Source organism: Acidovorax sp. sif1233, assembly GCF_019218755.1.
Lineage (GTDB): Bacteria > Pseudomonadota > Gammaproteobacteria > Burkholderiales > Burkholderiaceae_C > Acidovorax.
The window spans coordinates 276,349-302,076 of the sequence record NZ_JAHUWZ010000003.1 but is presented as its reverse complement, the minus strand read 5'-3'; the positions used below and the strand labels follow the sequence as shown (position 1 = coordinate 302,076).

The 25,728-nt window shown below is 65.7% G+C and carries 25 protein-coding genes; 11 read left to right on the top strand and 14 right to left on the bottom strand.

Features of this window, described 5'->3' with window-relative positions:
- Positions 1–156: 156 nt before the first annotated feature.
- Positions 157–1,287: an aspartate-semialdehyde dehydrogenase gene (gene asd / locus KW843_RS13070; RefSeq protein ID WP_218295567.1), complete on the bottom strand. Its 1,131-nt coding sequence runs from the start codon at positions 1,285–1,287 to the stop codon at positions 157–159.
- Between the two features lie 367 nt (positions 1,288–1,654).
- Here asd and KW843_RS13065 point away from each other — a divergent pair, with 367 nt between their 5' ends.
- Complete coding sequence (locus KW843_RS13065; RefSeq protein ID WP_218295566.1) at positions 1,655–2,329, top strand: dihydrodipicolinate reductase C-terminal domain-containing protein; 675 nt, start codon at positions 1,655–1,657, stop codon at positions 2,327–2,329.
- A gap of 75 nt (positions 2,330–2,404) precedes the next feature.
- Here the strand turns inward: KW843_RS13065 and leuB are convergent, their stop codons facing one another.
- The 6 genes from leuB to KW843_RS13035 form a co-directional block, all read right to left on the bottom strand.
- Entirely contained in the window at positions 2,405–3,478 is a 1,074-nt protein-coding gene (leuB, locus tag KW843_RS13060; protein ID WP_218295565.1) for a 3-isopropylmalate dehydrogenase, read from the bottom strand.
- A gap of 89 nt (positions 3,479–3,567) precedes the next feature.
- A complete protein-coding gene (leuD, locus tag KW843_RS13055) occupies positions 3,568–4,218 on the bottom strand; it encodes a 3-isopropylmalate dehydratase small subunit (protein ID WP_218295564.1) in 651 nt (216 codons plus the stop codon).
- Positions 4,219–4,231: 13 nt separating this feature from the next.
- Positions 4,232–4,357 carry an entericidin A/B family lipoprotein gene (locus KW843_RS13050; protein ID WP_010463809.1) on the bottom strand — a complete coding sequence of 42 codons (126 nt, stop codon included), beginning with the start codon at positions 4,355–4,357 and terminating at the stop codon, positions 4,232–4,234.
- 12 nt (positions 4,358–4,369) lie between these two features.
- The gene (leuC, locus tag KW843_RS13045; RefSeq protein WP_218295563.1) at positions 4,370–5,791 is read right to left on the bottom strand and encodes a 3-isopropylmalate dehydratase large subunit; all 1,422 of its coding nucleotides are present in this window, start codon (positions 5,789–5,791) and stop codon (positions 4,370–4,372) included.
- Positions 5,792–5,823: 32 nt separating this feature from the next.
- Positions 5,824–6,777, bottom strand: coding sequence for a LysR family transcriptional regulator (locus tag KW843_RS13040; protein WP_218295562.1), 954 nt, complete (start codon positions 6,775–6,777; stop codon positions 5,824–5,826).
- Positions 6,778–6,916: 139 nt separating this feature from the next.
- Positions 6,917–8,287 carry an MBL fold metallo-hydrolase gene (locus tag KW843_RS13035; RefSeq protein WP_218295561.1) on the bottom strand — a complete coding sequence of 457 codons (1,371 nt, stop codon included), beginning with the start codon at positions 8,285–8,287 and terminating at the stop codon, positions 6,917–6,919.
- Positions 8,288–8,532: 245 nt separating this feature from the next.
- Between KW843_RS13035 and KW843_RS13030 the strand changes: the two genes are divergently transcribed.
- Positions 8,533–9,471: a lytic transglycosylase domain-containing protein gene (locus tag KW843_RS13030; protein WP_218295560.1), complete on the top strand. Its 939-nt coding sequence runs from the start codon at positions 8,533–8,535 to the stop codon at positions 9,469–9,471.
- A 40-nt stretch (positions 9,472–9,511) separates the two neighbouring features.
- On the opposite strand, the gene dnaJ is transcribed toward KW843_RS13030, so the two are convergent.
- The 3 genes from dnaJ to grpE all read right to left on the bottom strand — a co-directional run bounded on the left by dnaJ (position 9,512) and on the right by grpE (position 13,348).
- The gene (gene dnaJ / locus KW843_RS13025) at positions 9,512–10,657 is read right to left on the bottom strand and encodes a molecular chaperone DnaJ (protein WP_218295559.1); all 1,146 of its coding nucleotides are present in this window, start codon (positions 10,655–10,657) and stop codon (positions 9,512–9,514) included.
- An 89-nt stretch (positions 10,658–10,746) separates the two neighbouring features.
- Positions 10,747–12,702: a molecular chaperone DnaK gene (gene dnaK, locus KW843_RS13020; RefSeq protein WP_218295558.1), complete on the bottom strand. Its 1,956-nt coding sequence runs from the start codon at positions 12,700–12,702 to the stop codon at positions 10,747–10,749.
- 94 nt (positions 12,703–12,796) lie between these two features.
- On the bottom strand, positions 12,797–13,348 hold the full coding sequence (gene grpE, locus KW843_RS13015; RefSeq protein ID WP_218295557.1) for a nucleotide exchange factor GrpE: 552 nt from the start codon (positions 13,346–13,348) through the stop codon (positions 12,797–12,799).
- A 309-nt stretch (positions 13,349–13,657) separates the two neighbouring features.
- Here grpE and rpsF point away from each other — a divergent pair, with 309 nt between their 5' ends.
- The 5 genes from rpsF (at position 13,658) to dnaB (ending at position 16,779) form a co-directional block, all read left to right on the top strand.
- Positions 13,658–14,047, top strand: a complete 390-nt coding sequence (gene rpsF, locus KW843_RS13010; RefSeq protein ID WP_094285575.1) for a 30S ribosomal protein S6 — start codon at positions 13,658–13,660, stop codon at positions 14,045–14,047.
- 15 nt (positions 14,048–14,062) lie between these two features.
- Positions 14,063–14,353 carry a primosomal replication protein N gene (gene priB / locus KW843_RS13005; protein ID WP_218295556.1) on the top strand — a complete coding sequence of 97 codons (291 nt, stop codon included), beginning with the start codon at positions 14,063–14,065 and terminating at the stop codon, positions 14,351–14,353.
- Between the two features lie 17 nt (positions 14,354–14,370).
- The gene (gene rpsR / locus KW843_RS13000; protein ID WP_005795932.1) at positions 14,371–14,652 is read left to right on the top strand and encodes a 30S ribosomal protein S18; all 282 of its coding nucleotides are present in this window, start codon (positions 14,371–14,373) and stop codon (positions 14,650–14,652) included.
- 12 nt (positions 14,653–14,664) lie between these two features.
- On the top strand, positions 14,665–15,117 hold the full coding sequence (gene rplI / locus KW843_RS12995) for a 50S ribosomal protein L9 (RefSeq protein ID WP_218295555.1): 453 nt from the start codon (positions 14,665–14,667) through the stop codon (positions 15,115–15,117).
- A gap of 249 nt (positions 15,118–15,366) precedes the next feature.
- Positions 15,367–16,779 carry a replicative DNA helicase gene (gene dnaB, locus KW843_RS12990; protein WP_218295554.1) on the top strand — a complete coding sequence of 471 codons (1,413 nt, stop codon included), beginning with the start codon at positions 15,367–15,369 and terminating at the stop codon, positions 16,777–16,779.
- A gap of 127 nt (positions 16,780–16,906) precedes the next feature.
- On the opposite strand, the gene KW843_RS12985 is transcribed toward dnaB, so the two are convergent.
- The 4 genes from KW843_RS12985 to KW843_RS12970 form a co-directional block, all read right to left on the bottom strand.
- Complete coding sequence (locus KW843_RS12985; RefSeq protein ID WP_218295553.1) at positions 16,907–17,293, bottom strand: hypothetical protein; 387 nt, start codon at positions 17,291–17,293, stop codon at positions 16,907–16,909.
- Between the two features lies 1 nt (position 17,294).
- Positions 17,295–19,052 (bottom strand): PhoH family protein, encoded by a 1,758-nt coding sequence (locus tag KW843_RS12980; RefSeq protein ID WP_218295552.1) that lies wholly within the window; start codon positions 19,050–19,052, stop codon positions 17,295–17,297.
- A 190-nt stretch (positions 19,053–19,242) separates the two neighbouring features.
- Positions 19,243–19,728: a peroxiredoxin gene (locus tag KW843_RS12975; RefSeq protein ID WP_184858228.1), complete on the bottom strand. Its 486-nt coding sequence runs from the start codon at positions 19,726–19,728 to the stop codon at positions 19,243–19,245.
- Between the two features lie 236 nt (positions 19,729–19,964).
- A complete protein-coding gene (locus KW843_RS12970; protein ID WP_218295551.1) occupies positions 19,965–20,336 on the bottom strand; it encodes an Mth938-like domain-containing protein in 372 nt (123 codons plus the stop codon).
- A gap of 150 nt (positions 20,337–20,486) precedes the next feature.
- On the opposite strand from KW843_RS12970, the gene KW843_RS12965 reads away from it, so the two are divergent.
- From KW843_RS12965 to thrC, 4 genes are all read left to right on the top strand, one after another.
- Positions 20,487–21,728: a pyridoxal phosphate-dependent aminotransferase gene (locus tag KW843_RS12965; RefSeq protein WP_218295550.1), complete on the top strand. Its 1,242-nt coding sequence runs from the start codon at positions 20,487–20,489 to the stop codon at positions 21,726–21,728.
- Positions 21,729–21,759: 31 nt separating this feature from the next.
- Positions 21,760–22,782, top strand: coding sequence for a DUF1176 domain-containing protein (locus KW843_RS12960; protein ID WP_218295549.1), 1,023 nt, complete (start codon positions 21,760–21,762; stop codon positions 22,780–22,782).
- A gap of 68 nt (positions 22,783–22,850) precedes the next feature.
- The gene (locus tag KW843_RS12955; RefSeq protein WP_218295817.1) at positions 22,851–24,185 is read left to right on the top strand and encodes a homoserine dehydrogenase; all 1,335 of its coding nucleotides are present in this window, start codon (positions 22,851–22,853) and stop codon (positions 24,183–24,185) included.
- Complete coding sequence (gene thrC, locus KW843_RS12950; RefSeq protein ID WP_218295548.1) at positions 24,185–25,624, top strand: threonine synthase; 1,440 nt, start codon at positions 24,185–24,187, stop codon at positions 25,622–25,624. The genes KW843_RS12955 and thrC overlap by 1 nt, the downstream gene beginning before the upstream one ends.
- Positions 25,625–25,728 lie beyond the last annotated feature (104 nt).

Genomic DNA, 25,728 nt, shown 5'->3' with positions numbered 1-25,728 from the left:
AGGTGGCGCCGAAGCTTTGAGAGGGGTCCTGGCGCCCCAACTTGGGGCGCCAAGATGTTGCCAATTGCCAACGTGGCGTAACTGAGTGTGTCAAGGCCCCTGGCGCAAAAAAGCGCGCGCAGCCGGGGCTGCGCGCGCTTTTCGGGGGGCCGGAGCTCAGGCGTCGAGCAGGATGCGCAGCATGCGGCGCAGCGGTTCAGCCGCGCCCCACAGCAGCTGGTCGCCAATGGTGAACGCGCCGACATATTCAGGCCCCATGGCCAGCTTGCGGATGCGGCCCACGGGGATGTCCATGGTGCCGGTCACCGCCACGGGCGTCAGGTCCTTGACGGTGGCTTCCCGGGTGTTGGGCACGACCTTCACCCACTCGTTGTCGGCGGCGATCATGGCCTCCAGGTCCGCCAGGGGCACGTCCTTCTTCAGCTTGAAGGTTAGCGCCTGGCTGTGGCAGCGCATGGCGCCCACGCGCACGCAGAAGCCGTCCACCGGCACGGCGGGGGCGCTGAAGCCCTCGCCCTGGCCCAGGATCTTGTTGGTTTCCGCCATGCCCTTCCATTCTTCCTTGGACATGCCGTTGCCCAGGTCCTTGTCGATCCAGGGGATCAGGCTGCCGCCCAGCGGCACGCCGAAGTTGGCGGTTTCAGCGCCCGTCAGGGCGCGTTGCTTGGCGATCACCTTGCGGTCGATTTCCAGGATGGCGCTCTTGGGGTCATCGAGCAGGGCCTTCACTTCGGCGTTGAGCGTGCCGTACTGCGTGAGCAGCTCGCGCATGTGCTGCGCGCCGCCGCCGGAGGCCGCCTGGTAGGTTTGCGTGCTCATCCATTCCACGAGACCCGCCTTGTACAGGGCGCCTACGCCCATCAGCATGCAGCTCACGGTGCAGTTGCCGCCAATCCAGTCCTTGCCGCCCTGGGCCAGGGCGTTCTTGATCACGGGCATGTTGACCGGGTCCAGCACGATGACGGCGTTCTTCTCCATGCGCAGGGAGGAGGCGGCGTCGATCCAGTGGCCGTTCCAGCCGGCGGCGCGCAGCTTGGGATAGACCTCGTTGGTGTAGTCGCCGCCCTGGGCGGTGATGATGATTTCGCAGCGCTTGAGGGCCTCGATGTCGAACGCGTCCTGCAGGGTGGTCTCGTTCCGTGCCTGCGCGGGAGCCTTGCCGCCTGCGTTCGAGGTGGAGAAGAACATCGGCTCGATCAGGTCGAAATCCTTCTCCTGCGCCATGCGGTCCATCAGGACCGAGCCGACCATTCCGCGCCAGCCAACCAACCCTACCAACTTGCTCATTTCAACGCCCTTTCTAAATAAGAAACAGTGCCAGACCGGACTGCTCGCCTGGCTCGTCTGGCCAGGGAGGGCGCACGACGAACCAGGCTGAGTCAGCCCTTAATGGTCGTGGTTTTGGTGATGGTTGCGCGCGCAGCCACACCGGCCGGGGCGGCGGGTGCGATGTTCAGAGCGAACGGGCGGGCGGCAAACATAGGCGAACATTGTACCGGATACGGCCTGGATCCGGGTGCGCCGGCGGCCCTGCGGCGCGCGCCCTCCGTGGGCGGCGCGAAAAGAGCCCGCCCAGCCGGGCTGGCCGCGCGCCACGCCGGTGCGGCGGTCTACAGTGCTGCCTTTGCCTCCTTTGTTCAATTCGAAAGTAGAAATGCAAGTCATCGTTGTAGGGTCAGGCAAGCTGGCCAAGGAGCTTCTGGGGGCGCTGCCTGCCCGTGGCGAAGCGCAGGTTTTGCCATGGGCCGGTGAGGGGCAGCGTGCAGAAAAATCTGTCGTGCTGCATGCCGGTTCCGGCAGGGAGCTGGAGGCTGCCTGCGCCTTTTGCGAATCCACGCATTCCCCGTTGGTGGAACTGGCCACCGGGTCCGGGCTGGAAGGGCGTGTGGTGGGTTTTCCGGTCGTCCTGTGTCCGAACACCAACATCCTCATGCTCAAGTTCATGGCCATGCTGGAGCGCAGCGGGCCTCTGTTTCGCGGCTACCGCACCGGGCTGACCGAATCCCACCAGGCCCAGAAGTCCTCGGTGCCGGGCACGGCCGTCAGCATGGCGCAGGCGCTGGGCCTGGCGCCGGGGGACATCCGGTCCGTGCGCGATGCCGGGGTGCAACGGGACGTGCTGCACATTCCCCAGGAGCATCTCGCCCGCCACGCTTACCACCGGGTGCTGATCGAGGATGGCGCGTGCAGCGTGACGCTGGAAACCCGTGTCTATGGCGATGCACCGTATGCGGAGGGTGTCGCGCACATCGTGGCGGTCGTGCGCGAGCGGCCGCTGGAAAACCGGTGCTATTCCATCATGGAGTTCATCGACAACGCGTGGGTGTAGGCGGCACGCGGGCGCCACAAGAATAAAAAAGCGCCGGAGGACCGGCGCTTTTTCGTGACCGCCGGGCGGTGCGGTTCAGGCGGCCAGCGCCTTGACCACTGCATCGCCCATCTGCGCCGTGCCCACCTTGGTAGTGCCTTCGCTGTAGATGTCGGGGGTGCGCAGGCCCTGGGCCAGCACCTTCTGCACCGCGGCTTCGATGCGCTGGGCGGCGGCTTCCTGGTTCAGGCTGAAGCGCAGCATCATCGCGGCCGACAGGATGGTGGCCAGCGGGTTGGCCACGCCCTTGCCGGCGATGTCCGGCGCACTGCCGTGGCTGGGCTCGTACAGGCCCTGGTTGGTGCTGTTCAGGCTGGCCGAGGGCAGCATGCCGATGGAGCCGGTGAGCATGGAGGCTTCGTCCGACAGGATGTCGCCGAACATGTTGCCCGTGACCACCACGTCGAACGCCTTGGGCGCCTTCACGAGCTGCATGGCCGCGTTGTCCACGTACATGTGCTGCAGCTCGACGTCGGGGTATTCCTTGTGCACGTCGGTGACTACGTCCTTCCAGAACTGGAAGGTTTCGAGCACGTTGGCCTTGTCCACGCTGGTGACCTTCTTGTTGCGCTTGCGCGCAGCCTGGAAGGCGACGTGGGCGATGCGCTCGATCTCGGGGCGGCTGTAGCGCATGGTGTCGAAGGCTTCCTCGGCACCGGGGAAGTGGCCGTCGGTGGCCACGCGGCGGCCGCGGGGCTGGCCGAAGTAGATGTCGCCCGTCAGCTCGCGGATGATGAGGATGTCCAGGCCCGCGATCAGCTCGGGCTTGAGGCTGGATGCACCCACCAGCTGCTCGTAGCAGATGGCGGGGCGGAAGTTGGCGAACAGGCCCAGGTTCTTGCGCAGGCCCAGGATGGCTTGTTCGGGGCGCAGGGGGCGGTCGAGCTTGTCGTATTTCCAGTCGCCCACGGCGCCGAACAGGATGGCGTCGGCTTCCTTGGCGAGCTTGAGCGTGGACTCGGGCAGTGGATGGCCGTGCGCGTCGTACGCCACGCCGCCCACCAGGGCGGACTCCATCTCGAACGGGAGTTCCAGGGCCTCCAGAACCTTGACGGCTTCAGAGACGATTTCGGTGCCAATGCCGTCACCCGGCAGAACTGCGATTTTCATTGAATTTGCTTTGTTTTTGATGGCTATCAGCGCTTGTGGGTAAAGCGCTAGATGCCAATTTGACTGATATTTTGGATGCCCACGCCGACTCACGACACCATGGTGTGCGCCAGCCAGGGCTTGGTCGCCAGGCGCTCTACTTCAAAGGCCTTGATCTTGTCGGACTGGCGCAGGGTCAGGCCGATGTCGTCAAAGCCGTTGAGCAGGCAGTATTTGCGGAAGGCCTGCACCTCGAACGGGATTTCTTCGCCCTGGGGACGCACGATGACCTGGCGCTCCAGGTCGATGGTGAGCTGGTAGCCGGGGAAGGCCAGCACTTCGTCGAACAGCTGGGCCACCGTGGCCTCGGGCAGCACGATGGGCAGCAGGCCGTTCTTGAAGCAGTTGTTGAAGAAGATGTCGGCGAAGCTGGGCGCGATCACGGCGCGGAAGCCGTACTGGTCCAGCGCCCAGGGCGCGTGCTCGCGGCTGGAGCCGCAGCCGAAGTTCTTGCGCGCCAGCAGCACGGAGGCGCCCGCGTAGCGCGGCTGGTTCAGCACGAAGTCGGGGTTGGGCTTGCGGCTGGCGGGGTCCTGGCCGGGCTCGCCGTGGTCCAGGTAGCGCCACTCGTCGAACAGGTTCACGCCAAAGCCGGTCTTCTTGATCGACTTGAGGAACTGCTTGGGGATGATCGCGTCGGTATCGACGTTCTCGCGGTCCATCGGGGCCACGAGGCCTTTGAGCAAGGTGAATTTCTGCATGGCGTTCTCTGGATTACTTGGCGGCGCGCTCGAGGGCGCCGCCGGCACGCTGTACGTCCTGGCCCACGCCCTTGACGGTGTTGCAGCCAGCCAGCACGAAGGTGATGGCGAGCACGATGAGGGTTGCGGTCTTTTTCATGACAGGGCTCCTTCAGGCAAATTGACGAATGTCCACAAAGTGGCCGTGCACGGCGGCGGCGGCGGCCATGGCGGGGCTCACCAGGTGCGTGCGGCCGCCAGCGCCCTGGCGCCCTTCGAAGTTGCGGTTGCTGGTGCTGGCGCAGCGCTCGCCGGGCTCCAGGCGGTCGGCATTCATGGCCAGGCACATGGAGCAGCCGGGTTCGCGCCACTCAAAGCCCGCGGCCACAAAGATCTTGTCCAGGCCTTCGCGCTCGGCCTGTTCCTTGACCAGGCCCGAGCCGGGCACGACCATGGCCAGCTTCACGTTGCTGGCGACCTTGCGGCCCAGGTTCTTCACCACGGCGGCGGCTTCGCGCATGTCTTCGATGCGGCTGTTGGTGCACGAACCGATGAACACCTTGTCGATGGTGATGTCGTTGATCGGCTTGCCCGGCTGCAGGCCCATGTAGGTCAGCGCGCGCTCGATGGCGCCGCGCTTGTTGGCGTCCTTTTCCTTGTCGGGGTCGGGCACGCGGGCGTCCACGCCCAGCACCATCTCGGGCGAGGTGCCCCAGGTGACCTGCGGCACGATGTCGGCGGCGTCGAGCTTGACGACGGTGTCGAACTTCGCGTCGGCATCCGAATGCAAGGTCTTCCAGTACGCCACGGCCTGGTCCCATTCCACGCCCGTGGGCGAGAGGGGGCGGCCCTTGACGTAGTCAATGGTCTTGTCGTCCACCGCCACCAGGCCCGCGCGCGCGCCGCCTTCGATGGCCATGTTGCACACGGTCATGCGGCCTTCCATGCTCATGGCGCGGAAGACGGAGCCCGCAAACTCGATGGTGTAGCCCGTGCCGCCGGCCGTGCCGATCTTGCCGATGATGGCCAGCACCACGTCCTTGGGGGTCACGCCTTTGGCCAGCGTGCCGTCCACCTGCACCAGCATGTTCTTGGCCTTCTTGGCCAGCAGCGTCTGCGTGGCCATCACGTGCTCGACCTCGCTGGTGCCGATGCCGTGGGCCAGTGCGCCAAATGCGCCGTGGGTGCTGGTGTGGCTGTCGCCGCACACCACGGTCATGCCGGGCAGGGTGGCGCCGTTCTCCGGGCCGATCACGTGCACGATGCCCTGGCGCTTGTGCATGAACGGGAAGAACGCAGCGGGCGAGATCTGCGCCATGTTGTCGTTCAGCGTGGTGATCTGTTCCTTGCTGATCGGATCGGTGATGCCGTCATAGCCTGCCTCCCAGCCCGTCGTCGGCGTGTTGTGGTCGGCCGTGGCCACGATGGAGCTCATGCGCCAGACCTTGCGGCCCGCCTCGCGCAGGCCTTCGAAGGCCTGCGGACTGGTGACTTCGTGCACCAGGTGGCGGTCGATGTAGAGGATGGAAGTGCCGTCCTCTTCGGTGTGGACGACGTGTTCGTCCCAGATCTTGTCGTACAGGGTGCGTCCCATGGGGTGGCTCTCTTCCTTCAGGTGGGGTGATTTTAGTGTTGGGGCCCGGGCGACACGGCCGCGGCGCGGGGAGCAAGGTGCTCCACCAGCAGACGGGCGGTGACGGGCAGGGCGTCGAAATCGCGGGCCACCACGCGCAGCTCGCGGTGGGCCCAGGCGTCCGTCAGTGCAATGGCCTGCAGCCGGCCCACGCCGCGCATGAGCTCAAAGGCGCGGTCGGGCAGCAAGCCCACGCCCAGGCCGCTGTCGATCATCCGGCACATGGCGTCCAGCCCGGTGACCTGGATGCGCTGGCGCAGCGGGCGCCCGGCCGCCGCAGCCGCCGAGCGCATGGCCAGGCTGATGCTGCTGTTGGCATGCAGGCCAACGATGTCCCAGTCCAGGATGTCTTCAAAATTGATAGCGTCACGTCCCGCCAGTTCATGCGCCTGCGGCACAACCAGCACCAGGTTGTCGGCGCGGTACGGGCGGCTTTGCAGTTCCATGGCGCCGTTGCCGCTGGCCATGCTGACATTGCAGATGCCCAGGTCCGCCGCGCCCTCCTGCACGGCATGCAGCACGTCGCTGCTCAGGTGTTCCTGCAGGTCGATCTTGATCTGGCTGTGCTCCCGGGCGAACGCGCCCAGGTCTTCCGGCAGGAACTGGAAGATGGCCGAGATGTTGGCGTGCATGCGCACATGGCCACGCACGCCGTCGGCGTATTCGCTGAGTTCACCCTGCATGCGTTCGAGCCCGAACAGCACGGTGCGCGCGTGGTGCAGCAGGCTTTCGCCCGCGGGCGTCAGCGTGACGCCGCGGCTGTGGCGGTAGAGCAGGGCGGTGTCCACGGCTGTTTCCAGGTCGGACAGGCGCTTGCTCACGGCCGATGCGGCAATGAACTCCCGCTCGGCCGCCCGGCCGATGCTGCCCAGCTCGCACACCGCCACAAACAGCTGCAGCGAGGTCAGGTCGATACGGCGCGCAAAACTGCGCTCGGAGCTTTTCATCGTGTCATTGTCTTCTCGAAAAGAGAAGGTTCTGTATTTTCTTTCTATTATGAATTGGTTGCCATCGTTGTGCGCGATGGCTGGGCTGCCGCTCCGCTGTGACCCCAGCGGGCGGTGCGTGCTCAAGAAGCCGCCGGGCTCAGGCGGCGCAGGTGCTGCCGTGCTCCGGCACCAGGGCGTGCCAGCGCAGTTCGTGTTCGATGCGCTGGCGCAGCATGTCGGCGGCGCCCATTTCTCCGTGCACCACGTACACCTGGTCCGGCGCATGGCCCATGCTGCGCAGCCAGGCGATGAGCTGGTGGCCGTCCGCATGCGCCGAGGCGGACGACAGATGCACCACCTCCGCGCGCACGGCCACGTCCTGGCCGTGGATGCGGATGTTCTTCTCGCCCGCCGCCAGGCGCGCGCCCCGGGTGCCGGGGGCCTGGTGGCCGGTCAGGATGACCATGTTGCGGTGGTCACCCGCGTGCAGCGCCAGGTGGTGCAGCACGCGGCCCCCCGTGGCCATGCCACTGGCCGACAGGATGACCATGGGGCCATGCAGCCTGGCCAGCCCCTTGGATTGTTCGGGCGTCTGGACCATGGTGGCGCCATGCTCCAGCGCCTGCACCTCGCGGCCGCTCAGCCGGTGTTCCTGCATGTGATGCTGGAACAGCCCCGTGGTGCTGACCGCCATGGGGCTGTCCAAAAACACCTTGAGCGAGGCGGGCACCACCCCGCGCGCCTTGAGCTGGCCGATGGCATGCAGGACCACCTGCGCGCGGCCCACGGCGAACACCGGCACCACGGCAATGCCGCCACGGGCCGCCAGGCGCTGCAGGGCGGCACCCAGCTCGCCCTGCAAGTCTTCTGCGGGGTGCTCGCGGTCGCCATAGGTGGACTCGATGAGGACCGTGTCCGCCGGGGGCGGAGCATCGGGCGGGTTCATGAGCAGGTCGTCGGGCCGCCCCAGGTCGCCCGAGAACAGGATGCGGCGGCCCCCCACTTCCAGCAGCACGCTGGCCGCCCCCAGGATGTGGCCTGCGGGGGAAAAGGTCACGCGCCAGCCCGGCAGGGGCTCGAACACCTGGTGGAAGGCATGGACCTGGAACTGCTTGAGGCAGTGCAGTGCGTCGAGCCGGGTGTACAGGGGCAGGGCGGGGGTGTGGCTGCTGAGCTGGTGCCGGTTGAGGTACGCGGCGTCTTCCTCCTGCAGGTGTCCGCTGTCGGGCAGCAGGATGGTGCACAGGTCGCGTGTGGCCGGTGTGCAGTGGATGGCGCGGGCATAGCCGTCGCGGGCCAGCAGGGGCAGGTAGCCGCTGTGGTCCAGGTGCGCATGGGTCAGCACCACCGCATCGATCTGCCGGGGCGTGACGGGCAAGGGCTGCCAGTTGCGCAGGCGCAGCTGCTTGTACCCCTGGAACAGGCCGCAATCGACCAGCAGGCACCTGCCGTTGTGGCGGACCAGGTATTTGGACCCAGTGACCGTGCCGGAGCCGCCCAGGAAGGTGAGGTTGACGTCGTTGTTCATGCCGGATGCTCCTGCGCGATGGTCCTGGGGCCGTGGGGCCGCCCTGGAGGGCGGCAGCGTGGATTTCCATGCTACTTCGCGGGTGGGTGGGTGGGGGCGGCCTGCCGGCGGCTTCTTGCCTCAGATCAAGAAATGGCGACTGGCAATGTTTTCCTGTTGCCATGGGGACTTCGGTGCTACGGTGGGGCATCGCTTCCACTCGGGTGAGCGGTTTTGGGCGGATGTCTCCGCAGGCGGGTTCTGGCATGCAACCCTGGTTTTCCTCTCCAGCGCACGGTCCCGTGCTGGCGGCGGTCCTGATCGCCGCGGGCACGGGTGTGCACGCGCAGGTGCCGGACGAGCCGCCCGAGTGGGCCGACGAGCCCCCCGTGCTGTCGCGCTGGCTGGAAGAGGGCTACGACGCGGAGGTGCGGCGCCAGCCGCACCGCGCCGCCTCGCGGTATTGCGACGCGGCGCGCTATGGCAGCGTGGAGGCGCAGTACCGCCTGGGCCACCTGTTGCTGCGTGGACGTGACGTGGTGCCCGATCCCGCGGCGGCGGCCACCCTGCTCGCCATGGCCGCCCAGCGTGGGCATGAGAAGGCCCGCAGCCTGGCGCAGGGCATGGTGCCCGGCGACCACCTCCCCGACTGCCTCACCACGGGTGAGGCCCCTCGGCTGGAGGTCAGGGACTCCGCCCAGGAGGTGGTGCCGCAGGAGGTGGTGGACCGCTACGTGAGCAACCTGCCGGACGACAAGCGCCGCCACGCGGAACTGGTGCAGCGGCTCGCGCCCCGCTTCGACGTGGACCCACGGCTGGCGCTGGCCATCGTGCGGTCGGAGTCCAACTTCCAGGCCCGTGCGCTGTCGCCCCGCAATGCGCAGGGGCTGATGCAGCTGATTCCGGAGACGGCGGAGCGTTTTGGCGTCCGGGACGCCTGGAGCCCCGAGCAGAACGTGCGGGGCGGGCTGGCCTATCTGCGCTGGCTGCTGGACCGTTTTGCCGGCGATGTCGCCCTGACATCGGCCGCCTACAACGCCGGCGAAAAGGCCGTGGAGCGCCACGGCGGTGTTCCTCCCTATGCGGAGACCCGCGAGTACGTGCGCCGCATCCTGGGTTTTTACCGCTCTGCGCAGCACGAGCGGCCTGTGGCCGGCACGGCATCGCTGGCATCGGCGCGCGCAAAAAAACCGCCTGGGCCGTAGATAGGCCGCAGGCGGTTTTTGGCAGGCGCTGGCGCCCGGATCAGCTGAAGAAGTTCTTCAGCCGGTCCGTCCAGCTCTCGCCGCTGGGCGAGTGGCGGGCGCCACCCTTCTTGAGGGAGTCTTCCAGCTCGCGCAACAGCTTGCGCTGGTGCTCGGTGAGCTTGACCGGCGTTTCCACCGCGATGTGGCAGTACAGGTCGCCGGGGTAGCTGGCGCGCACGCCCTTGATGCCCTTGCCGCGCAGGCGGAACTGCTTGCCGGCCTGGGTGCCTTCGGGGATGTCGATGGCCGCCTTGCCCGCGAGCGTGGGCACCTCGATCTCGCCGCCCAGCGCCGCCGTGATGAAGCTCACGGGCACCTGGCAGTGCAGGTCGTCGCCGTCGCGCTCGAAGATGTCGTGCTTCTTCAGGCGGATCTCGATGTACAGGTCGCCCGGCGGGCCGCCGTTGGTGCCCGGTTCTCCGTTGCCCGTGCTGCGGATGCGCATGCCGTCGTCGATGCCGGCGGGGATCTTCACTTCCAGCGTCTTTTGCTTCTTGAGCTTGCCCTGGCCGTGGCAGGTGGTGCAGGGTTCGGGAATGATCTTGCCCGTGCCGCGGCAGTGCGGGCAGGTCTGCTGCACACTGAAGAAGCCCTGGCGCATCTGCACCGTGCCCGCGCCCTGGCAGGTGCCGCAGGTCTTGGCGCTGGTGCCGGGCTTGGCGCCGCTGCCGTGGCAGGTGTCGCAGCTTTCCCACGAGGGGATGCGGATCTGCGCATCCTTGCCGCGCGCGGCTTCTTCCAGGGTGATCTCCATGGCGTAGCTGAGGTCGCTGCCCCGGTACACCTGGCGTCCGCCAGCACCGCGCCCACGCCCGCCCTGCTGGCCGAACATGTCGCCGAAGATGTCGCCGAAGGCCTCGGCGAACCCGCCGAAGCCTTCCGCGCCCGGGCCCCCGGGGCCGCGCATGTTGGGGTCCACCCCGGCATGGCCGTACTGGTCATACGCGGCCCGCTTTTGCGGGTCGGAGAGCATTTCGTAGGCCTCCTTGGCCTCCTTGAATTTCTCTTCGGCAGGCTTGGCCGCATCCCCCTGGTTGCGGTCAGGGTGGTGCTTCATCGCCAGCTTGCGATAGGCCTTCTTGATTTCTTCGTCCGAGGCGTTCTTGGGAACGCCCAGGATTTCGTAAAAGTCTCGTTTGGACATGGTCTTTCTGAGCCCGGTTGGAACAGGAACGCCGCGCAAGCCCCCCTGTCAGGAAACTCGCGCGGCGGCTCGGGTCAAACGGGGCGTGTTCAGCCCTTCTTGACTTCCTTCACCTCGGCATCGACCACGTTGTCGTCGTCGGGCTTGCTGCTGGAGGAGGACGATGCCTGCTGACCACCCGATGCGTCGCCCGCACCGGCGCCGGCTGCCGCCTGCGCTGCCTGTGCGTCGGCATACATCTTCTCGCCCAGCTTCTGGCTGGCGGCCATCAGGGCCGTGGTCTTTTCGTCAATCGCGGCCTTGTCCTCGCCCTTGAGGACTTCTTCCAGCGCCTTCACGGCGGCGGTGATCGCGTCCTTCTCGCCTGCGTCGAGCTTGTCGCCGTGTTCGGCCAGGCTCTTGTTCACGCTGTGCACGGCGGCCTCGCCCTGGTTGCGGGCCTGCACCAGCTCCAGCTTCTTCTTGTCGTCGGCGGCGTTGAGCTCGGCGTCCTTCACCATCTGCTGGATTTCTTCTTCCGACAGGCCGGAGTTGGCCTTGATGGTGATCTTGTTTTCCTTGCCCGTGCCCTTGTCCTTGGCGCCCACGTGCAGGATGCCGTTGGCGTCGATGTCGAACGACACCTCGATCTGCGGCACGCCGCGCGATGCGGGTGGAATGCCTTCCAGATTGAACTCGCCCAGCAGCTTGTTGCCTGTGGCCATCTCACGCTCGCCCTGGTAGACCTTGATGGTCACGGCGGGCTGGTTGTCGTCAGCCGTCGAGAAGGTCTGCGCGAACTTCGTCGGGATGGTCGTGTTCTTCGTGATCATCTTGGTCATCACGCCGCCGAGCGTCTCGATGCCCAGCGACAGCGGCGTCACGTCCAGCAGCAGCACGTCCTTGCGGTCGCCCGAGAGCACCTGGCCCTGGATGGCAGCGCCCACGGCCACGGCTTCGTCGGGGTTCACGTCCTTGCGGGGTTCCTTGCCGAAGAATTCCTTGACCTTCTCCTGCACCTTGGGCATGCGCGTCATGCCGCCCACCAGGATCACGTCATGGATGTCGGAGACCGACACGCCAGCGTCCTTGATCGCCATGCGGCAGGGGGCGATGGTGCGCTCGATCAGCTCTTCCACCAGCGCTTCGAGCTTGGAGCGCGTGAGCTTGATGTTCAGGTGCTTCGGGCCCGAGGCATCGGCGGTCACGTAGGGCAGGTTGATGTCGGTCGAGGCCGAGTTCGACAGCTCGATCTTGGCCTTCTCGGCCGCTTCCTTCAGACGCTGCAGGGCCAGAACGTCGTTCTTGAGGTTGACGCCCGACTCCTTCTTGAACTCGTCAATGATGTAGTCGATGATGCGCTGGTCGAAGTCTTCGCCGCCCAGGAAGGTGTCGCCGTTGGTCGACAGAACTTCGAACTGCTTTTCGCCGTCCACGTCGGCGATTTCGATGATGGACACGTCGAACGTGCCGCCACCCAGGTCATACACGGCGATCTTGCGGTCGCCCTTTTCCTGCTTGTCCAGGCCGAAGGCCAGTGCCGCGGCGGTGGGCTCGTTGATGATGCGCTTGACGTCCAGGCCGGCGATGCGGCCGGCGTCCTTGGTGGCCTGGCGCTGTGCGTCGTTGAAGTACGCGGGCACGGTGATGACGGCTTCCGTCACGGGCTCGCCCAGGTAGTCCTCGGCCGTCTTCTTCATCTTGCGCAGGATGTCGGCGGACACCTGCTGGGCCGACAGCTTGTTGCCGCGCACTTCGATCCAGGCGTCGCCGTTGTCGGCCGCCACGATCTTGTAGGGCATCAGGTCGATGTCCTTTTGCACTTCCTTCTCGGTGAACTTGCGGCCGATCAGGCGCTTGACGGCGTACAGCGTGTTCTTGGGGTTGGTCACGGCCTGGCGCTTGGCCGAGGCGCCGACGAGGATCTCGCCGTCTTCCTGGTAGGCCACGATGGAGGGCGTGGTCCGCGCGCCTTCGCTGTTCTCGATCACGCGCGTCGTGTTGCCTTCCATGATGGACACGCAGCTGTTGGTGGTACCGAGGTCAATGCCGATGATTCTTCCCATGATTTTTCTCCGAATGCTGGAATGGTTTGGATGGCTAGTAACTTGTGGATAACTCGTGGGGGTTCAAGTCATCCGTGCTGATTTATTTGAGGATTTACTTCGGGGCCGCAACGGTGACAAGCGCCGGGCGCAGCACGCGCTCGGCGATCACATAGCCCTTTTGCAGCACGGCCACGACGGTATTGGCTTCCTGCTCGGCAGGCACCACGCTGATGGCCTGGTGCTGGTGGGGGTCGAACTTGGCGCCGGCGGCGGGGTTGATGGCCAGCACCTTGTTGCGCTCCAGGGCCGAGGTCAGCTGGCGCAGGGTGGCGTCGGCGCCCTCGCGCAGCTGCTGGGGCGTGGCTTCCTTGATGGCCAGCGCGGCATCCAGGCTGTCGGCCACGGGCAGCAGGCTTTCGGCAAAGCTCTCGATGCCGAATTTCCGCGCCTTGGAGACCTCGTCTTCGGCGCGGCGGCGGGCGTTCTCGGCCTCGGCCTTGGCACGCAGGAACTGGTCGGCCAGGTCAGCGCTCTTGGCCTTGAGTTCGGCCAGCTCGCCCTGCAGCCGCGCCAGCTCGTCGGAGGCGTGGGCTGCCATGGCGGCTTCAACTTCTTCGGGGGCGGGGGCGCTCTGTGGGGGGATGGGTTGGCTGGTGTCTGACATGTCGTGGTCTAAAAGTGGATAAACAAACAGTAGTACGCGCGGGAGGTGGGGACATGCCCGCGCATTTCAAGGTCTGGCGAAGGGGCATGTGGCTGTGGGCCCATGCCCGGCGTGTTTTGCTGTAAAGCATGTCGTCCCGCCCGGCGGATTTGCAAGGGCCAGGGCGCGACAAGGCCGCATTTTCGGGAGGGATGCCGCTCTTGGAAAGCTCCTGAGTGTACAAGCGGCCAGGAGCGGGCTATAATTGCCGGCTTTGCCTTGCCACACTGCTCACGACGCAGCAGGTGGTCTTACCCAAAAGGAGTATGCATGCGTCATTACGAAATCATTTTGTTGATCCATCCGGATCAAAGCGAACAGGTTCCAGCCATGCTGGAGCGCTACAAGGGCATGATCACCGCTGGCGGTGGCAAGGTGCACCGCGTGGAAGACTGGGGCCGCCGTCAACTGGCGTACCTGATCAACAAGCTGGCCAAGGCCCACTACCTGTGCGTGAACATCGAAGCCGACCAGGCCGTGATGGCTGAACTGGAGCACGCCTTCAAGTTCAACGACGCCGTGCTGCGCCACCTGACGGTTCAGAAGAAGAAGGCCGATACCGGTCCGTCTTCCATGATGAAGACCGTCGAGCGCGAAGAAGCCCGCAAGGCCAGCCAAGCTGAATACGCTGCGGCCGGCGGCGAGCGCGGCGAGCGCTGATCCTTCCTCGTTGGAGTGGAGAACCGCGTTGTCTTGACCGCCTGTATCGCAGAGGCTGAACCCTTGCGCTACACGCCCGCCGGATTGCCTGCCATCGCCCTGCGGCTCGAACACGAGTCCCAGCAAACCGAAGCAGGCCATCCCCGCGAGGTCAAGGCCACCATGAAAGCCGTCGCCTTTGGTGCGATGGCCGAGCGCCTGGCAAGGCAGAACATCGGAAGTCTCTGGACTTTCAGTGGATTCCTCGCCACACCGCGCAATGGCAAGAACGCAGTGCTCCACATCCAGGATATTCAACAAAATTAATTTGCAAGGGGTCCGCAATGGCCACGTTCAAGAAGTTCAACAAAGACAAGCGCCCAAAGCGCAACACCCAGTCCCTGCTGTTCAAGCGCAAGCGCTTTTGCCGCTTCACGGTGACGGGTGTTGAAGAAATCGACTACAAGGATGTCGACACGCTGCGCGATTTCATCGCCGAAAACGGCAAGATCATCCCCGCGCGCCTGACTGGCACGCGCGCCATCTTCCAGCGTCAGCTGAACACCGCCATCAAGCGCGCCCGCTTCCTGGCCCTGGTGCCTTACAGCGACCAGCACAAGATCTAAGGAGCACAACCCATGCAAATCATCCTGCTCGACAAGGTTGTGAACCTCGGCAACCTCGGCGAAATCGTCAAGGTCAAGGACGGCTACGCCCGCAACTTCCTGATCCCCGCTGGCCGCGCCCGCCGTGCCACCGAAGCTGCCAAGGCAGAATTCGAAGCCAAGCGCGCTGAACTCGAAAAGGCAGCTGCCGCCAAGCTGGCAGAAGCCCAGGCCCAAGGCGAGAAGCTGGCTGGCACCACCGTCAAGCTGACGCAAAAGGCTGGCGTGGACGGCCGTCTGTTTGGTTCCGTGACCAACCACGACATCGCCGAAGAGCTGAACAAGCAAGGCTACAAGGTCGCGAAGTCGCAGATCCGCCTGCCCAACGGCCCTATCAAGGTCGTGAGCGAAAGCACCGTGAACGTTGCTCTGCACACCGATGTGGTGGTGGAAGTGACCGTGTCGGTCTACGGCGAGACCGCCTGATCGGCCATTTCCGGCCCTGGAGCTGGAATGTCGCAAGGCCGCCTTCGGGCGGCCTTTGTTTTTTTGGCCCCACTGCGCCATACAGGCTTGCCCACCGGCTGCCCACCCGTTATCCACAGACTTGTGCCATGACGGCGCGCCGTGCGCACGCTAGCATGCAAGGCTTGCCGTGCGCTGCGGTTTGCCGCCGGACCACGCGCCCAGCCGGCCGTCGACGCATCCCTTTCCGCTTTCAAGAAACTGTTGCCCATGTCCGCCGTCTTTCCTGCCCTTGATGATGGCTTCACGCCCGTGCCCGACCGTGAAGTGGCGCAGCTGCGCGTGCCGCCGCACTCCATCGAGGCCGAATCCAGCGTGCTCGGCGGCCTGCTGCTGGACAACAACGCCTGGGACCGCGTGGGCGACCTGCTGGTGGAGAGCCACTTCTACCGGCACGAGCACCAGATGGTGTATTCGGCCATCGGTGCGCTGATCAATGCCAGCAAGCCGGCCGACGTCATCACCGTCTTCGAGCACCTGCAGAACCAGGGCAAGGCGCAGGAAATGGGCGGGCTGGCCTACCTGAACAACCTGGCCCAGTACGTACCCAGCGCCAGCAACATCCGCCGCTATGCGGAAATCGTGCGCGAGCGCGCCATCCTGCGCAAGCTGGTCACGGCCAGCGATGAAATCTCCACCAATGCGTTCAACCCGCAGGGCAAGACGGTCGAGCGCATCCTGGACGAGGCCGAGGCCAAGATCTTTGCGATCGGGGAGGAGGGTTCCCGCACCAAGCAGGGCTTCCAGTCGCTCGACACCCTGGTGATCGACCTGCTCGACCGGGTGCAGGAGATGGCGGACAACCCGGTGGACGTGACTGGCGTTCCCACCGGCTTTGCCGACCTGGACCGCATGACCTCGGGCCTGCAGGCGGGCGACATGGTGGTGCTGGCGGCGCGCCCGTCCATGGGCAAGACATCGTTCGCGGTGAACATCGCCGAGCACGTGGCGCTCAACGAAGGCTTGCCGGTCGCCATCTTCTCGATGGAAATGGGCGCCGCCCAGCTGGCGGTGCGTATCGTGGGTTCCATCGGCCGCGTGAACCAGGGCAACCTGCGCACGGGCAAGCTGACCGACGACGAGTGGCCCCGCCTGACCGAGGCGATCGAAAAGCTGCGCACCGTGTCGCTGCACATCGACGAGACGCCGGGCCTGACACCTGGCGAGCTGCGCGCGAACGCCCGGCGCCTCGCGCGCCAATGCGGCAAGCTCGGACTGATCGTGGTGGATTACCTGCAGCTCATGAGCGGCTCGGGGGCCGGCAGCTCCGACAACCGTGCCACTGAGCTGGGCGAAATCTCCCGGGGCCTCAAGATGCTGGCCAAGGAACTGCAGTGCCCGGTGATCGCGCTGTCGCAGCTCAACCGCTCGGTGGAGCAGCGCACCGACAAACGCCCCATGATGTCCGACCTGCGCGAATCCGGCGCCATCGAGCAGGATGCTGACATCATCATGTTCATCTACCGCGACGACTACTACAACAAGGACTCGAAGGAGCCCAACGTCGCGGAGGTCATCATCGGCAAGCAGCGGAACGGCCCCACCGGCACCGTGAAACTGTTCTTCCAGAAGAACCAGACGCGTTTCGAGAACCTGGCGATGGGCTCGGGAGACGATTTCTAATGAAAATAGCTGCCAGCGCTTGTTGTATAAGCGCTGGCAGCTATTGAATTAATAGCGTTCTCGCAGTGCCCGGGTGAGGGGACTGTGCAACGCCTGCGTGGCTGCTGACGTTGTGTGGTGGTTGCCCTTACTGTCGCAGCGCCCACACCAGCAAGCCAGCGCAGCCGGCCGCCAGAACACCCATGGCCACCGTGAGCCGCCGGTGGCGCTGGCGCAGCACTTCCACCGCCTGCACCACCTGGGCGTTCTGTTGGGCCAGGGACTGGATCAGCACCGCTGATTCCTGCTGCTCCTGCTCCAGCCGCGCGACGCGGTCCCGCAGATGCTGCAACTGCAGCGCGACCGGAATGGCGGGCTCGCCGCCGGCACCCTCGAGTGCACCTGCCGCAGCATCGGCATTCCCTTTTTGCGTGGTGCCCAGCAGCTTCCTGGCCGCCTGCAGGATCTGGGGCGTCGCCTCGATGACGTCGCCCCAGGGCACCAGTTTCAGTGCCGCGACCCAGCCCGCCGCCAACTCAGAGCACCTCGCTGGCGAAGTCCGCCAGGCGCGAGCGCTCGCCGCGCGCCAGCGTGATGTGCCCGCTGTGTGGCCAGCCCTTGAAGCGGTCCACGGCGTAGGTCAGGCCTGACGAGCCTTCGGTGAGGTAGGGCGTGTCGATCTGCGCCAGATTGCCCATGCAGATGATCTTGGTGCCGGGGCCGGCCCGGGTGATCAGCGTCTTCATCTGCTTGGGCGTCAGGTTCTGTGCCTCGTCGATGATCACGTACTTGTTCAGGAAGGTGCGCCCGCGCATGAAGTTCATGCTCTTGATCTTGATGCGGCTGCGGATGAGTTCGTTGGTGGCCGCGCGGCCCCATTCGCCCGCATTGCCGCCGTCGCCCTTGGCCAGGAACTCCAGGTTGTCATCCAGCGCGCCCATCCAGGGGCCCATCTTTTCTTCCTCGGTGCCGGGCAGGAAGCCGATGTCCTCGCCCACGCTCACCGTGGCGCGGGTCATGATGATCTCGGTGTAGCGGCGGTCGTCCAGCACCTGGGTCAGGCCCGCGGCCAGGGCCAGCAGGGTCTTGCCGGTGCCCGCCGTGCCCGTCAGGGTCACGAAGTCGATCTCGGGGTCCATGAGCAGGTTCATGGCGTAGTTCTGCTCGCGGTTGCGCGTGGTCACGCCCCACACCGCGTGCTTGGCCGAGCCGTAGTCCTTGAGCGTCTGCAGCACCGCCGTCTTCTCGCGGATCTCGCTCACGCGGGCGAACAGGCTGGGCTCGCCGGGCGCTTCGAAGTACACGAACTGGTTGATCATCAGCTGCGGCACGATGGGCCCGCCGATGCGGTAGTAGGTGTGCGCGCCGCTTTGCCAGCTTTCGACGTTCTTGCCGCTCTTGGCCCAGAAGTCCGGGGGCAGGGCCAGCACACCGGCGTAGAGCAGGTCGCCGTCCTCCAGCGTCTTGTCGTTCTGGTAGTCCTCCGCCGTCAGGCCCAGCGCGCGCGCCTTCACGCGCATGTTGATGTCCTTGGACACCAGCACCACTTCACGCGGGGCGTGCAGCTTGCGCAGGGCCTCGACCACGCCCAGGATCTGGTTGTCGGCCTTGCCCGGTGGCAGGCTGGTGGGCAGGCTGTAGTCCAGGGGCGCGGTCTGGAAATACAGGCAGCCGCCTGCTGCGCGCTGCCCCGTGGAGTCAAGCTTCAGGCCGCGCGCGATGTCGGCGCCTTGTGCGGCTGCCAGCGCATCCAGCGTGCGGCTGGCCTGGCGGCCATTGCGGGCCACTTCGGTCATGCCCTTCTTGTGGCCGTCGAGTTCTTCCAGCACGATCATCGGCAGGAAGATGTCGTGTTCCTCGAAGCGGAACAGGCTGGTCGGGTCGTGCAGCAGCACGTTGGTGTCCAGCACGAAGAGCTTGGTGGGACCTTGCGGCGCGGACTTTCTGCCGCGCGTGCTGGCGGGTGCGGCAGCAGCGCCGGCCGCCACGGAGTTGCCGCCGGTGGTGCGTGCCTTGCGCGTGCTGGTCGGGCGGGTGGCGGGCACGGCTGCGGGCTCCGGCGCGCGGGAGCGGGTCTCCACCTGGACAAGGGGCGCCGTGCTCGGTGCGGCCGTGGCCGAAGCCACGCTGTCCGCCTTGCGCCCCGAGCGGGCAGCGGGTGTGGCCGCACGTGCTGGTGGCGCCACAACGGGTTCATTGGCGGAGGCTTGCGACACCCGGGGGCGGGCTGCGACTTCAAAGGCTTCTGGCGCGAGGAGTGCGGCGCGCCGGCTGGGGGCGGGGGGCAGGGGCATGGTGGCGGGGCCTCGGTCGGTAATGGGAAAGACGGTCAGAAAGCAAAAAGCCGCCTGGAGACCAAGGCGGCTTTGGGGTGGCAGGGGGCAGGCGTTGCGGTAACCAGGGGCATAAATCCATTATGCCTACTCGCGATGTCTTGCCTGGGCAAAACCAGCGGGTTGTCGCTTTGAAGCCCCAAGGTGCGGATCAGGCGGCTTTTTTCAGGGCCTTGATGGATTTGACGGCCTTCAGGACTTCGTCCACGTGGCCCGGCACTTTCAGGCCGCGCCACTCTTGCACCAGCAGGCCATCGGGGCCGATCAGGAAGGTGCTGCGCTCGATGCCCTTGACCTTCTTGCCGTACATGATCTTGTTCTTGACCACGCCGAACATGTGGCACATCTTCTCTTCGGTGTCGGCGATCAGTTCGAAGGGCAGTTCCAGCTTTTCCTTGAAATCGTCGTGCGACTTCATGTTGTCGCGCGAAACGCCGAACACCGCGGCGCCTGCCTTCACGAAGTCCTTGTACTTGTCGCGGAACTGCATGGCCTCCGTCGTGCAGCCAGGCGTGTTGTCCTTGGGATAGAAGTAGAGAACCAGAATCTGGCCAAGGTGGGAGGTATTGGAAACCTTGATACCACCGGTTGCGTTGGCTTCAAATTCAGGGAGGGGTTTGTTGACAACGATCGCCATATCACTTCAATCTCTCAGGATGTAGTCGTTGGTAAGCCGGGGGAGCGGGTGTGTTATTGCTCTTGGAAGTGCCCCCGACCGCAACCGGTGATTTTACCCCGAAATCGATTGCCAGCCAAATGTAAGACAGTGTGTCCGCGTCGGCGTCTGCGGGTATGGAGGGAGGGGCTGCCGTGGCGCTGCGGGGCTGGGGAGCCGGGTCTTCGCCGGCGGGCGGCCTGCCCTCTGGCGGCGTTTCAGTCTTCCAGGATCAGCGCGGCCACCACGTTGCGGCCTTCGCTGGCCAGGATGTTGTAGGTGCGGCAGGCCGCGGGCGTGTCCATGGTCTCCAGGCCCAGCCTCCGCGCAATGAGGGGGGCGAGCCAGGCCGGCGGCGGAAAGCGGTTGCGCGTGCCGCTGCCGAAGATGATGAGTTCCGTCTCCAGTTGCGCCAGCTGCGCGAAGTGTTCCGGCGTCAGGTCTTCGAAGCGGGCACACGGCCACGCCTGGCGCAATCCGCCAGACCCCACGATGACGCTGTGGGTGATCTTTTCCGCGTCGATGCCGATCCAGCCGGGGCCGTAGCCGCTGATGGTCTGTGCGTTCGAGCGGTCGGGCTGGAATTTCATGGGCGTTGGTGCGGGTTGCAGGCGCTGGCGCAGCGGGTGCGCAAGGGCGTACGGCCCGGCAGCGGTGGTGATCTGTGGTCAAATTATAGGTTTCGCCAAGGTGCCAGCCGCTCTGGCCGCCACCTGACCCCACTGCACCACCGTCAGCGCATGAAAACCGTCCAAAAATCCGCCAAGCTCGCCAACGTCTGCTACGACATCCGGGGGCCCATCATGGACGCGGCCAAGCAGATGGAGGAAGACGGCCACAAGATCATCAAGCTCAATATCGGCAACCTGGCCGTGTTCGGCTTCGATGCGCCCGAGGAAATCCAGCTGGACATGATCCGCAACCTGCCCAATTCGGCGGGTTACTCCGACAGCAAGGGCATCTTCGCGGCGCGCAAGGCGGTGATGCACGAGACGCAAAAGCAGGGCATCAAGGGCGTGATGCTCGATGACATCTACCTGGGCAACGGCGCCAGCGAACTCATCGTGATGGCCACCAATGCGCTGCTGGACAACGGCGACGAACTGCTGCTGCCGTCACCCGACTACCCGCTGTGGACGGCGGCCGCCAGCCTGTCGGGCGGTACGCCCGTGCACTACCTGTGCGACGAGGCCAATGGCTGGATGCCGGACCTCGATGACATCCGCGCGAGGATCACGCCCCGCACCAAGGGCATCGTGGTCATCAACCCGAACAATCCCACGGGCGCGCTGTATTCGGACGATCTGCTCAAGGGCATCGTGGCCATCGCGCGCGAGCATGGCCTGGTGATCTTTGCCGACGAGGTGTACGACAAGGTGCTGTACGACGGCGCCAGGCACACGGCCATTGGCTCGCTGAGCGAGGACGTGCTCACGCTCACCTTCAATTCGCTGTCCAAGAGCTACCGCTCCTGCGGCTACCGCGCCGGCTGGATGGTGGTGTCGGGCGACAAGAAGCCCGCCAGGGACTACATCGAGGGCCTGAACATGCTCTCGAACATGCGCCTGTGTGCCAACGTGCCGGGCCAGTGGGCGGTGCAGACGGCGTTGGGTGGCTACCAGAGCATCAACGAGCTGGTGAACGAAGGCGGGCGCCTGCGCAAGCAGCGTGATCTGGCGTATGAGCTCATCACCGCCATCCCCGGCGTCACCTGCGTGAAGCCGCGTGCGGCGCTGTACATGTTTCCTCGCCTGGACCCTGCGGTCTATCCCATCGCGGACGACCAGCAGTTCTTCCTGGAGCTTCTGCAGGAGACCAAGGTCATGCTGGTGCAGGGCAAGGGCTTCAACTGGGCAGCGCCGGACCATTTCCGCATCGTGTTCCTGCCCCACGAAGACGACCTGCGCGACGCCATCGGCCGCGTGGCGCGCTTCCTGGAGCAATACCGCAAGCGCGCGCAGGCGGCTGCGGTGGCCGCATGAGGCGGCGCGCCGCCGCGTGAAGGCCTGCTCCATGCGCATCCGCTCAGCTGCCTGCCGCACCGGGGTGTTCCTGGCGTATGCGCTGGCGCTCGCCGCCGCATTCCTGCCGCCTGCGCAGGCGGATGGCAAGGGCGCCGTCAGCTTCCAGCACAAGGACTGGGCCCTGCAATGCGACAACACCCTCGCCTGCCGGGCCGTGGGCTACCAGTCCGAGTCCGGCGACTCCGGGCCCGTCTCCATCCTCCTGGTGCGCGAAGCCGGGCCCGGCACGCCGGTGCGGGCCGATCTGCAGGTGTCCACGGAAAAAGCCAGCCCCGCCGTGCTGCACCTCAAGGTGGGCAGGCTGTCGCTGGCCGGGCTGAAAGGCGACGCCCCGCAGGTGCCCGCGGACCAGGTGCCCCGCCTGCTGCAGGAACTGCTCAAGAATGAAGAGGCCACCGTGAGCGCTGGCAAGGACCAGTGGGCGCTTTCGCTCGCCGGGGCCAGTGCCGTGCTGCTCAAGATGGACGAGGCCCAGGGCCGCGTGGGCACCCCGGGCGCGCTGGTGCGCCGTGGCACGCGGCCCGAGTCTTCCGTGCTGCCACCCGTGCCGGCCCCGGTGGTCAAGGCCGTGAGCCCGCTGCCCACGCGCCCGGGGGATGCCGCCCTGGCCAAGCCCCTGCTCGCGGCGCTGGACCGTGCCAGCGTGGAAGACCAGTGCAATGGCGACCCGTTCAACCCGGCCAATGCGCAGGTGCACCGCCTGACGGAGCGCAAGGTGCTGCTGTCCGTGCCCTGCGGCATGGGAGCCTACAACTTCAGCAGCCTGCTCTGGATCGCCAGCGACCGGCCTCCCCACAAGCCAGTGTTCCTGGCCGATGTGGACGGGGACTTCGACCCCGCCACGGGCAGCGTGCATTCGGCGATGAAAGGGCGCGGCATCGGCGACTGCTGGTGGGTGCGCCAGTGGCAGTTCGATGGCCAGGGCTTTGTGCTGGCCAGCGAATCCGGAGACAGCATGTGCCGTGGCTTTGCCGGTGGCGCATGGCAATTGCCCACCTATGTCACGCGGTGATCCTGGTGCTGCACCCCATCGCTTCCTGGTTCCTTTAAAAAATCCTTAGTTACTCCACCACCATGGCTATGAAACCCATCCAAGTAGGCCTTCTGGGCATCGGCACCGTCGGCAGCGGCGTATTCAACGTGTTGCAACGCAACCAGGACGAGATCAGCCGCCGCGCTGGCCGTGGCATCGAGATCACCATGGTGGCCGATCTGGACGTGGAGCGTGCCAGATCGGTCGTGGGCGCCGGCATCCAGGTCGTCAACGATGCCCGCGCCGTCATCGCCAACCCCGAGATCGACATCGTCATCGAACTCATCGGCGGCTACGGCATCGCCCGCGCACTGGTGCTGGAGGCCATCGCCGCCGGCAAGCACGTGGTCACCGCCAACAAGGCACTGCTGGCCGTGCACGGCACCGAGATCTTCGCGGCCGCATCGGCCAAGGGCGTGATGGTGGCCTTCGAGGCCGCCGTGGCGGGGGGCATCCCCATCATCAAGGCGCTGCGCGAAGGCCTCACCGCCAACCGCATCCAGTGGATCGCCGGCATCATCAACGGCACCACCAACTTCATCCTGTCCGAGATGCGCAGCAAGGGCCTGGACTTCGACGTGGTGCTCAAGGAAGCCCAGCGCCTGGGCTACGCCGAGGCCGACCCCACCTTCGACATCGAAGGCGTGGATGCCGCGCACAAGGTCACGCTGATGAGCGCCATCGCCTTCGGCATCCCGGTGCAGTTCGACAAGGCTTATGTCGAAGGCATCACCAAGCTCGGTGCCGCCGACATCAGGTACGCCGAGCAACTGGGCTACCGCATCAAGCTCCTGGGCATCACCAAGCGCGCGGACAAGGGCATCGAACTGCGCGTGCACCCGAGCCTGGTGCCTTCCAAGCGCCTGATCGCCAACGTCGAGGGCGCCATGAACGCCGTGGTGGTGCAGGGCGACGCCGTGGGCACCACGCTGTACTACGGCAAGGGTGCGGGCAGCGAGCCCACCGCCAGCGCCGTGATCGCCGACCTGGTGGACATCGCCCGCCTGCACACGGCCGACCCCGAGCACCGCGTGCCGCACCTGGCCTTCCAGCCGCACACGCTGACCGACGCCATGGGCGCGTCGCCGGTGCTGCCCATGAGCGAAGTGGTCACCAGCTACTACCTGCGCCTGCGCGTGGCCGACCAGGCCGGCGTGCTCGCCAAGGTCACGGGCCTGCTGGCCGAGGCGGGCGTGAGCATCGACGCGGTGCTGCAGCGCGAGGCCGATGAAGTGGGCGGCGAAGGCTCCACCCAGACCGACCTCATCATCCTCACGCACGACACCCGCGAAGGCACCATGGACGCCGTCATCGCCCAGATGCAGGCCCTGCCCACGGTGCTGGCGCCCATCACGCGCATCCGCAAAGAGGAACTGAACTGATGCTGTACATCTCCACCCGCGGCCATGCCGACCGCAAGCATTTCTGCGACATCCTGCTCGAAGGCCTGGCCCCCGATGGCGGCCTGTACCTGCCCGAGCACTACCCGCAGGTCAACGACGCCATGCTCACGCGCCTGCGCAAGGCCTACCACGAGCAGGGCTACGCCGAGCTGGCCTTCCAGATCCTGTCGCTGTACATCGACGACATCCCTGCCGCCGATCTGAAAGCCATCTGCGCCAAGACGTACACCGCCGAAGTCTTCGGCACGGGCGAGATCGTGCCCCTGCGCCACCTCGAGGACGGCCTGTGGCTCGAAGCCCTGTCCAACGGCCCCACGCTGGCCTTCAAGGACATGGCCATGCAGCTCCTGGGCAATCTGTTCGAGTACGAACTGAACCGCCGTGGCGAAGAGCTCAACATCCTGGGTGCCACGAGTGGCGACACCGGAAGCGCGGCCGAGTACGCCATGCGCGGCAAGAAGGGCGTGCGCGTCTTCATGACCAGCCCTCACGGCCGCATGAGCGCCTTCCAGCAGGCGCAGATGTTCAGCCTGCAGGACGAGAACATCCACAACATCGCCATCGAAGGCGTGTTCGACGACTGCCAGGACATCGTCAAGGCCGTCTCGAACGACCTGGCCTTCAAGCGCAAGTACAAGATCGGCACCGTCAATTCCATCAACTGGGCGCGCCTGCTGGCGCAGGTGGTGTACTACTTCGCGGGTTACATCCAGGCCACGGAGAACAACAGCCAGAAGGTCAGCTTCACGGTGCCTTCGGGCAACTTCGGCAACGTCTGCGCCGGCCATGTGGCGCGCATGATGGGCCTGCCGATCGACAAGCTGGTGGTGGCCACCAACGAGAACGACGTGCTCGACGAGTTCTTCCGCACTGGTGCGTATCGCGTGCGCGCCGCGGCCGATACACACGAAACATCGAGCCCCTCGATGGACATCAGCAAGGCCAGCAACTTCGAGCGGTTCATCTTCGACCTGCTCGGCCGCAACGGCCAGCGCACGAACGCGTTGTTTGCCAAAGCACTGCCCGCATATGGCCGGTTCGATTTGAGCGCCGACCCGCTGTTTGCCGAGGCCGCCACCAAGTACGGCTTTGAAAGCGGCAAGAGCACCCATGCCGACCGCCTGGCCACCATCAAGGACAACTATGAGCGCCATGGCGTCACCATCGACACCCACACGGCCGATGGCGTGAAGGTGGCGCGCGAACACCACCAGGACGCCACGGTGCCCATGATCGTGCTGGAGACCGCGCTGCCCATCAAGTTCGCCGAGACCATCGTCGAAGCCCTGGGCCATGCGCCCGAGCGGCCCGCCAAGTTCGCGGGCATCGAAGACCTGCCCAAGCGGGTGCACGTCATGCCTGCCAACGTGCAGTTGGTGAAGCAATACATCGAGCGCCACTGCGCGCCAGCCCTGTAGGCAGGTGGCCAGACAATCCAGGGACGTTGTGCTGCTGCGCAGGCGGTGGACGGCTCTGGATGGCTTGATTTGATATAAAAAATGCCCCTGGCGCTTGTCTGATA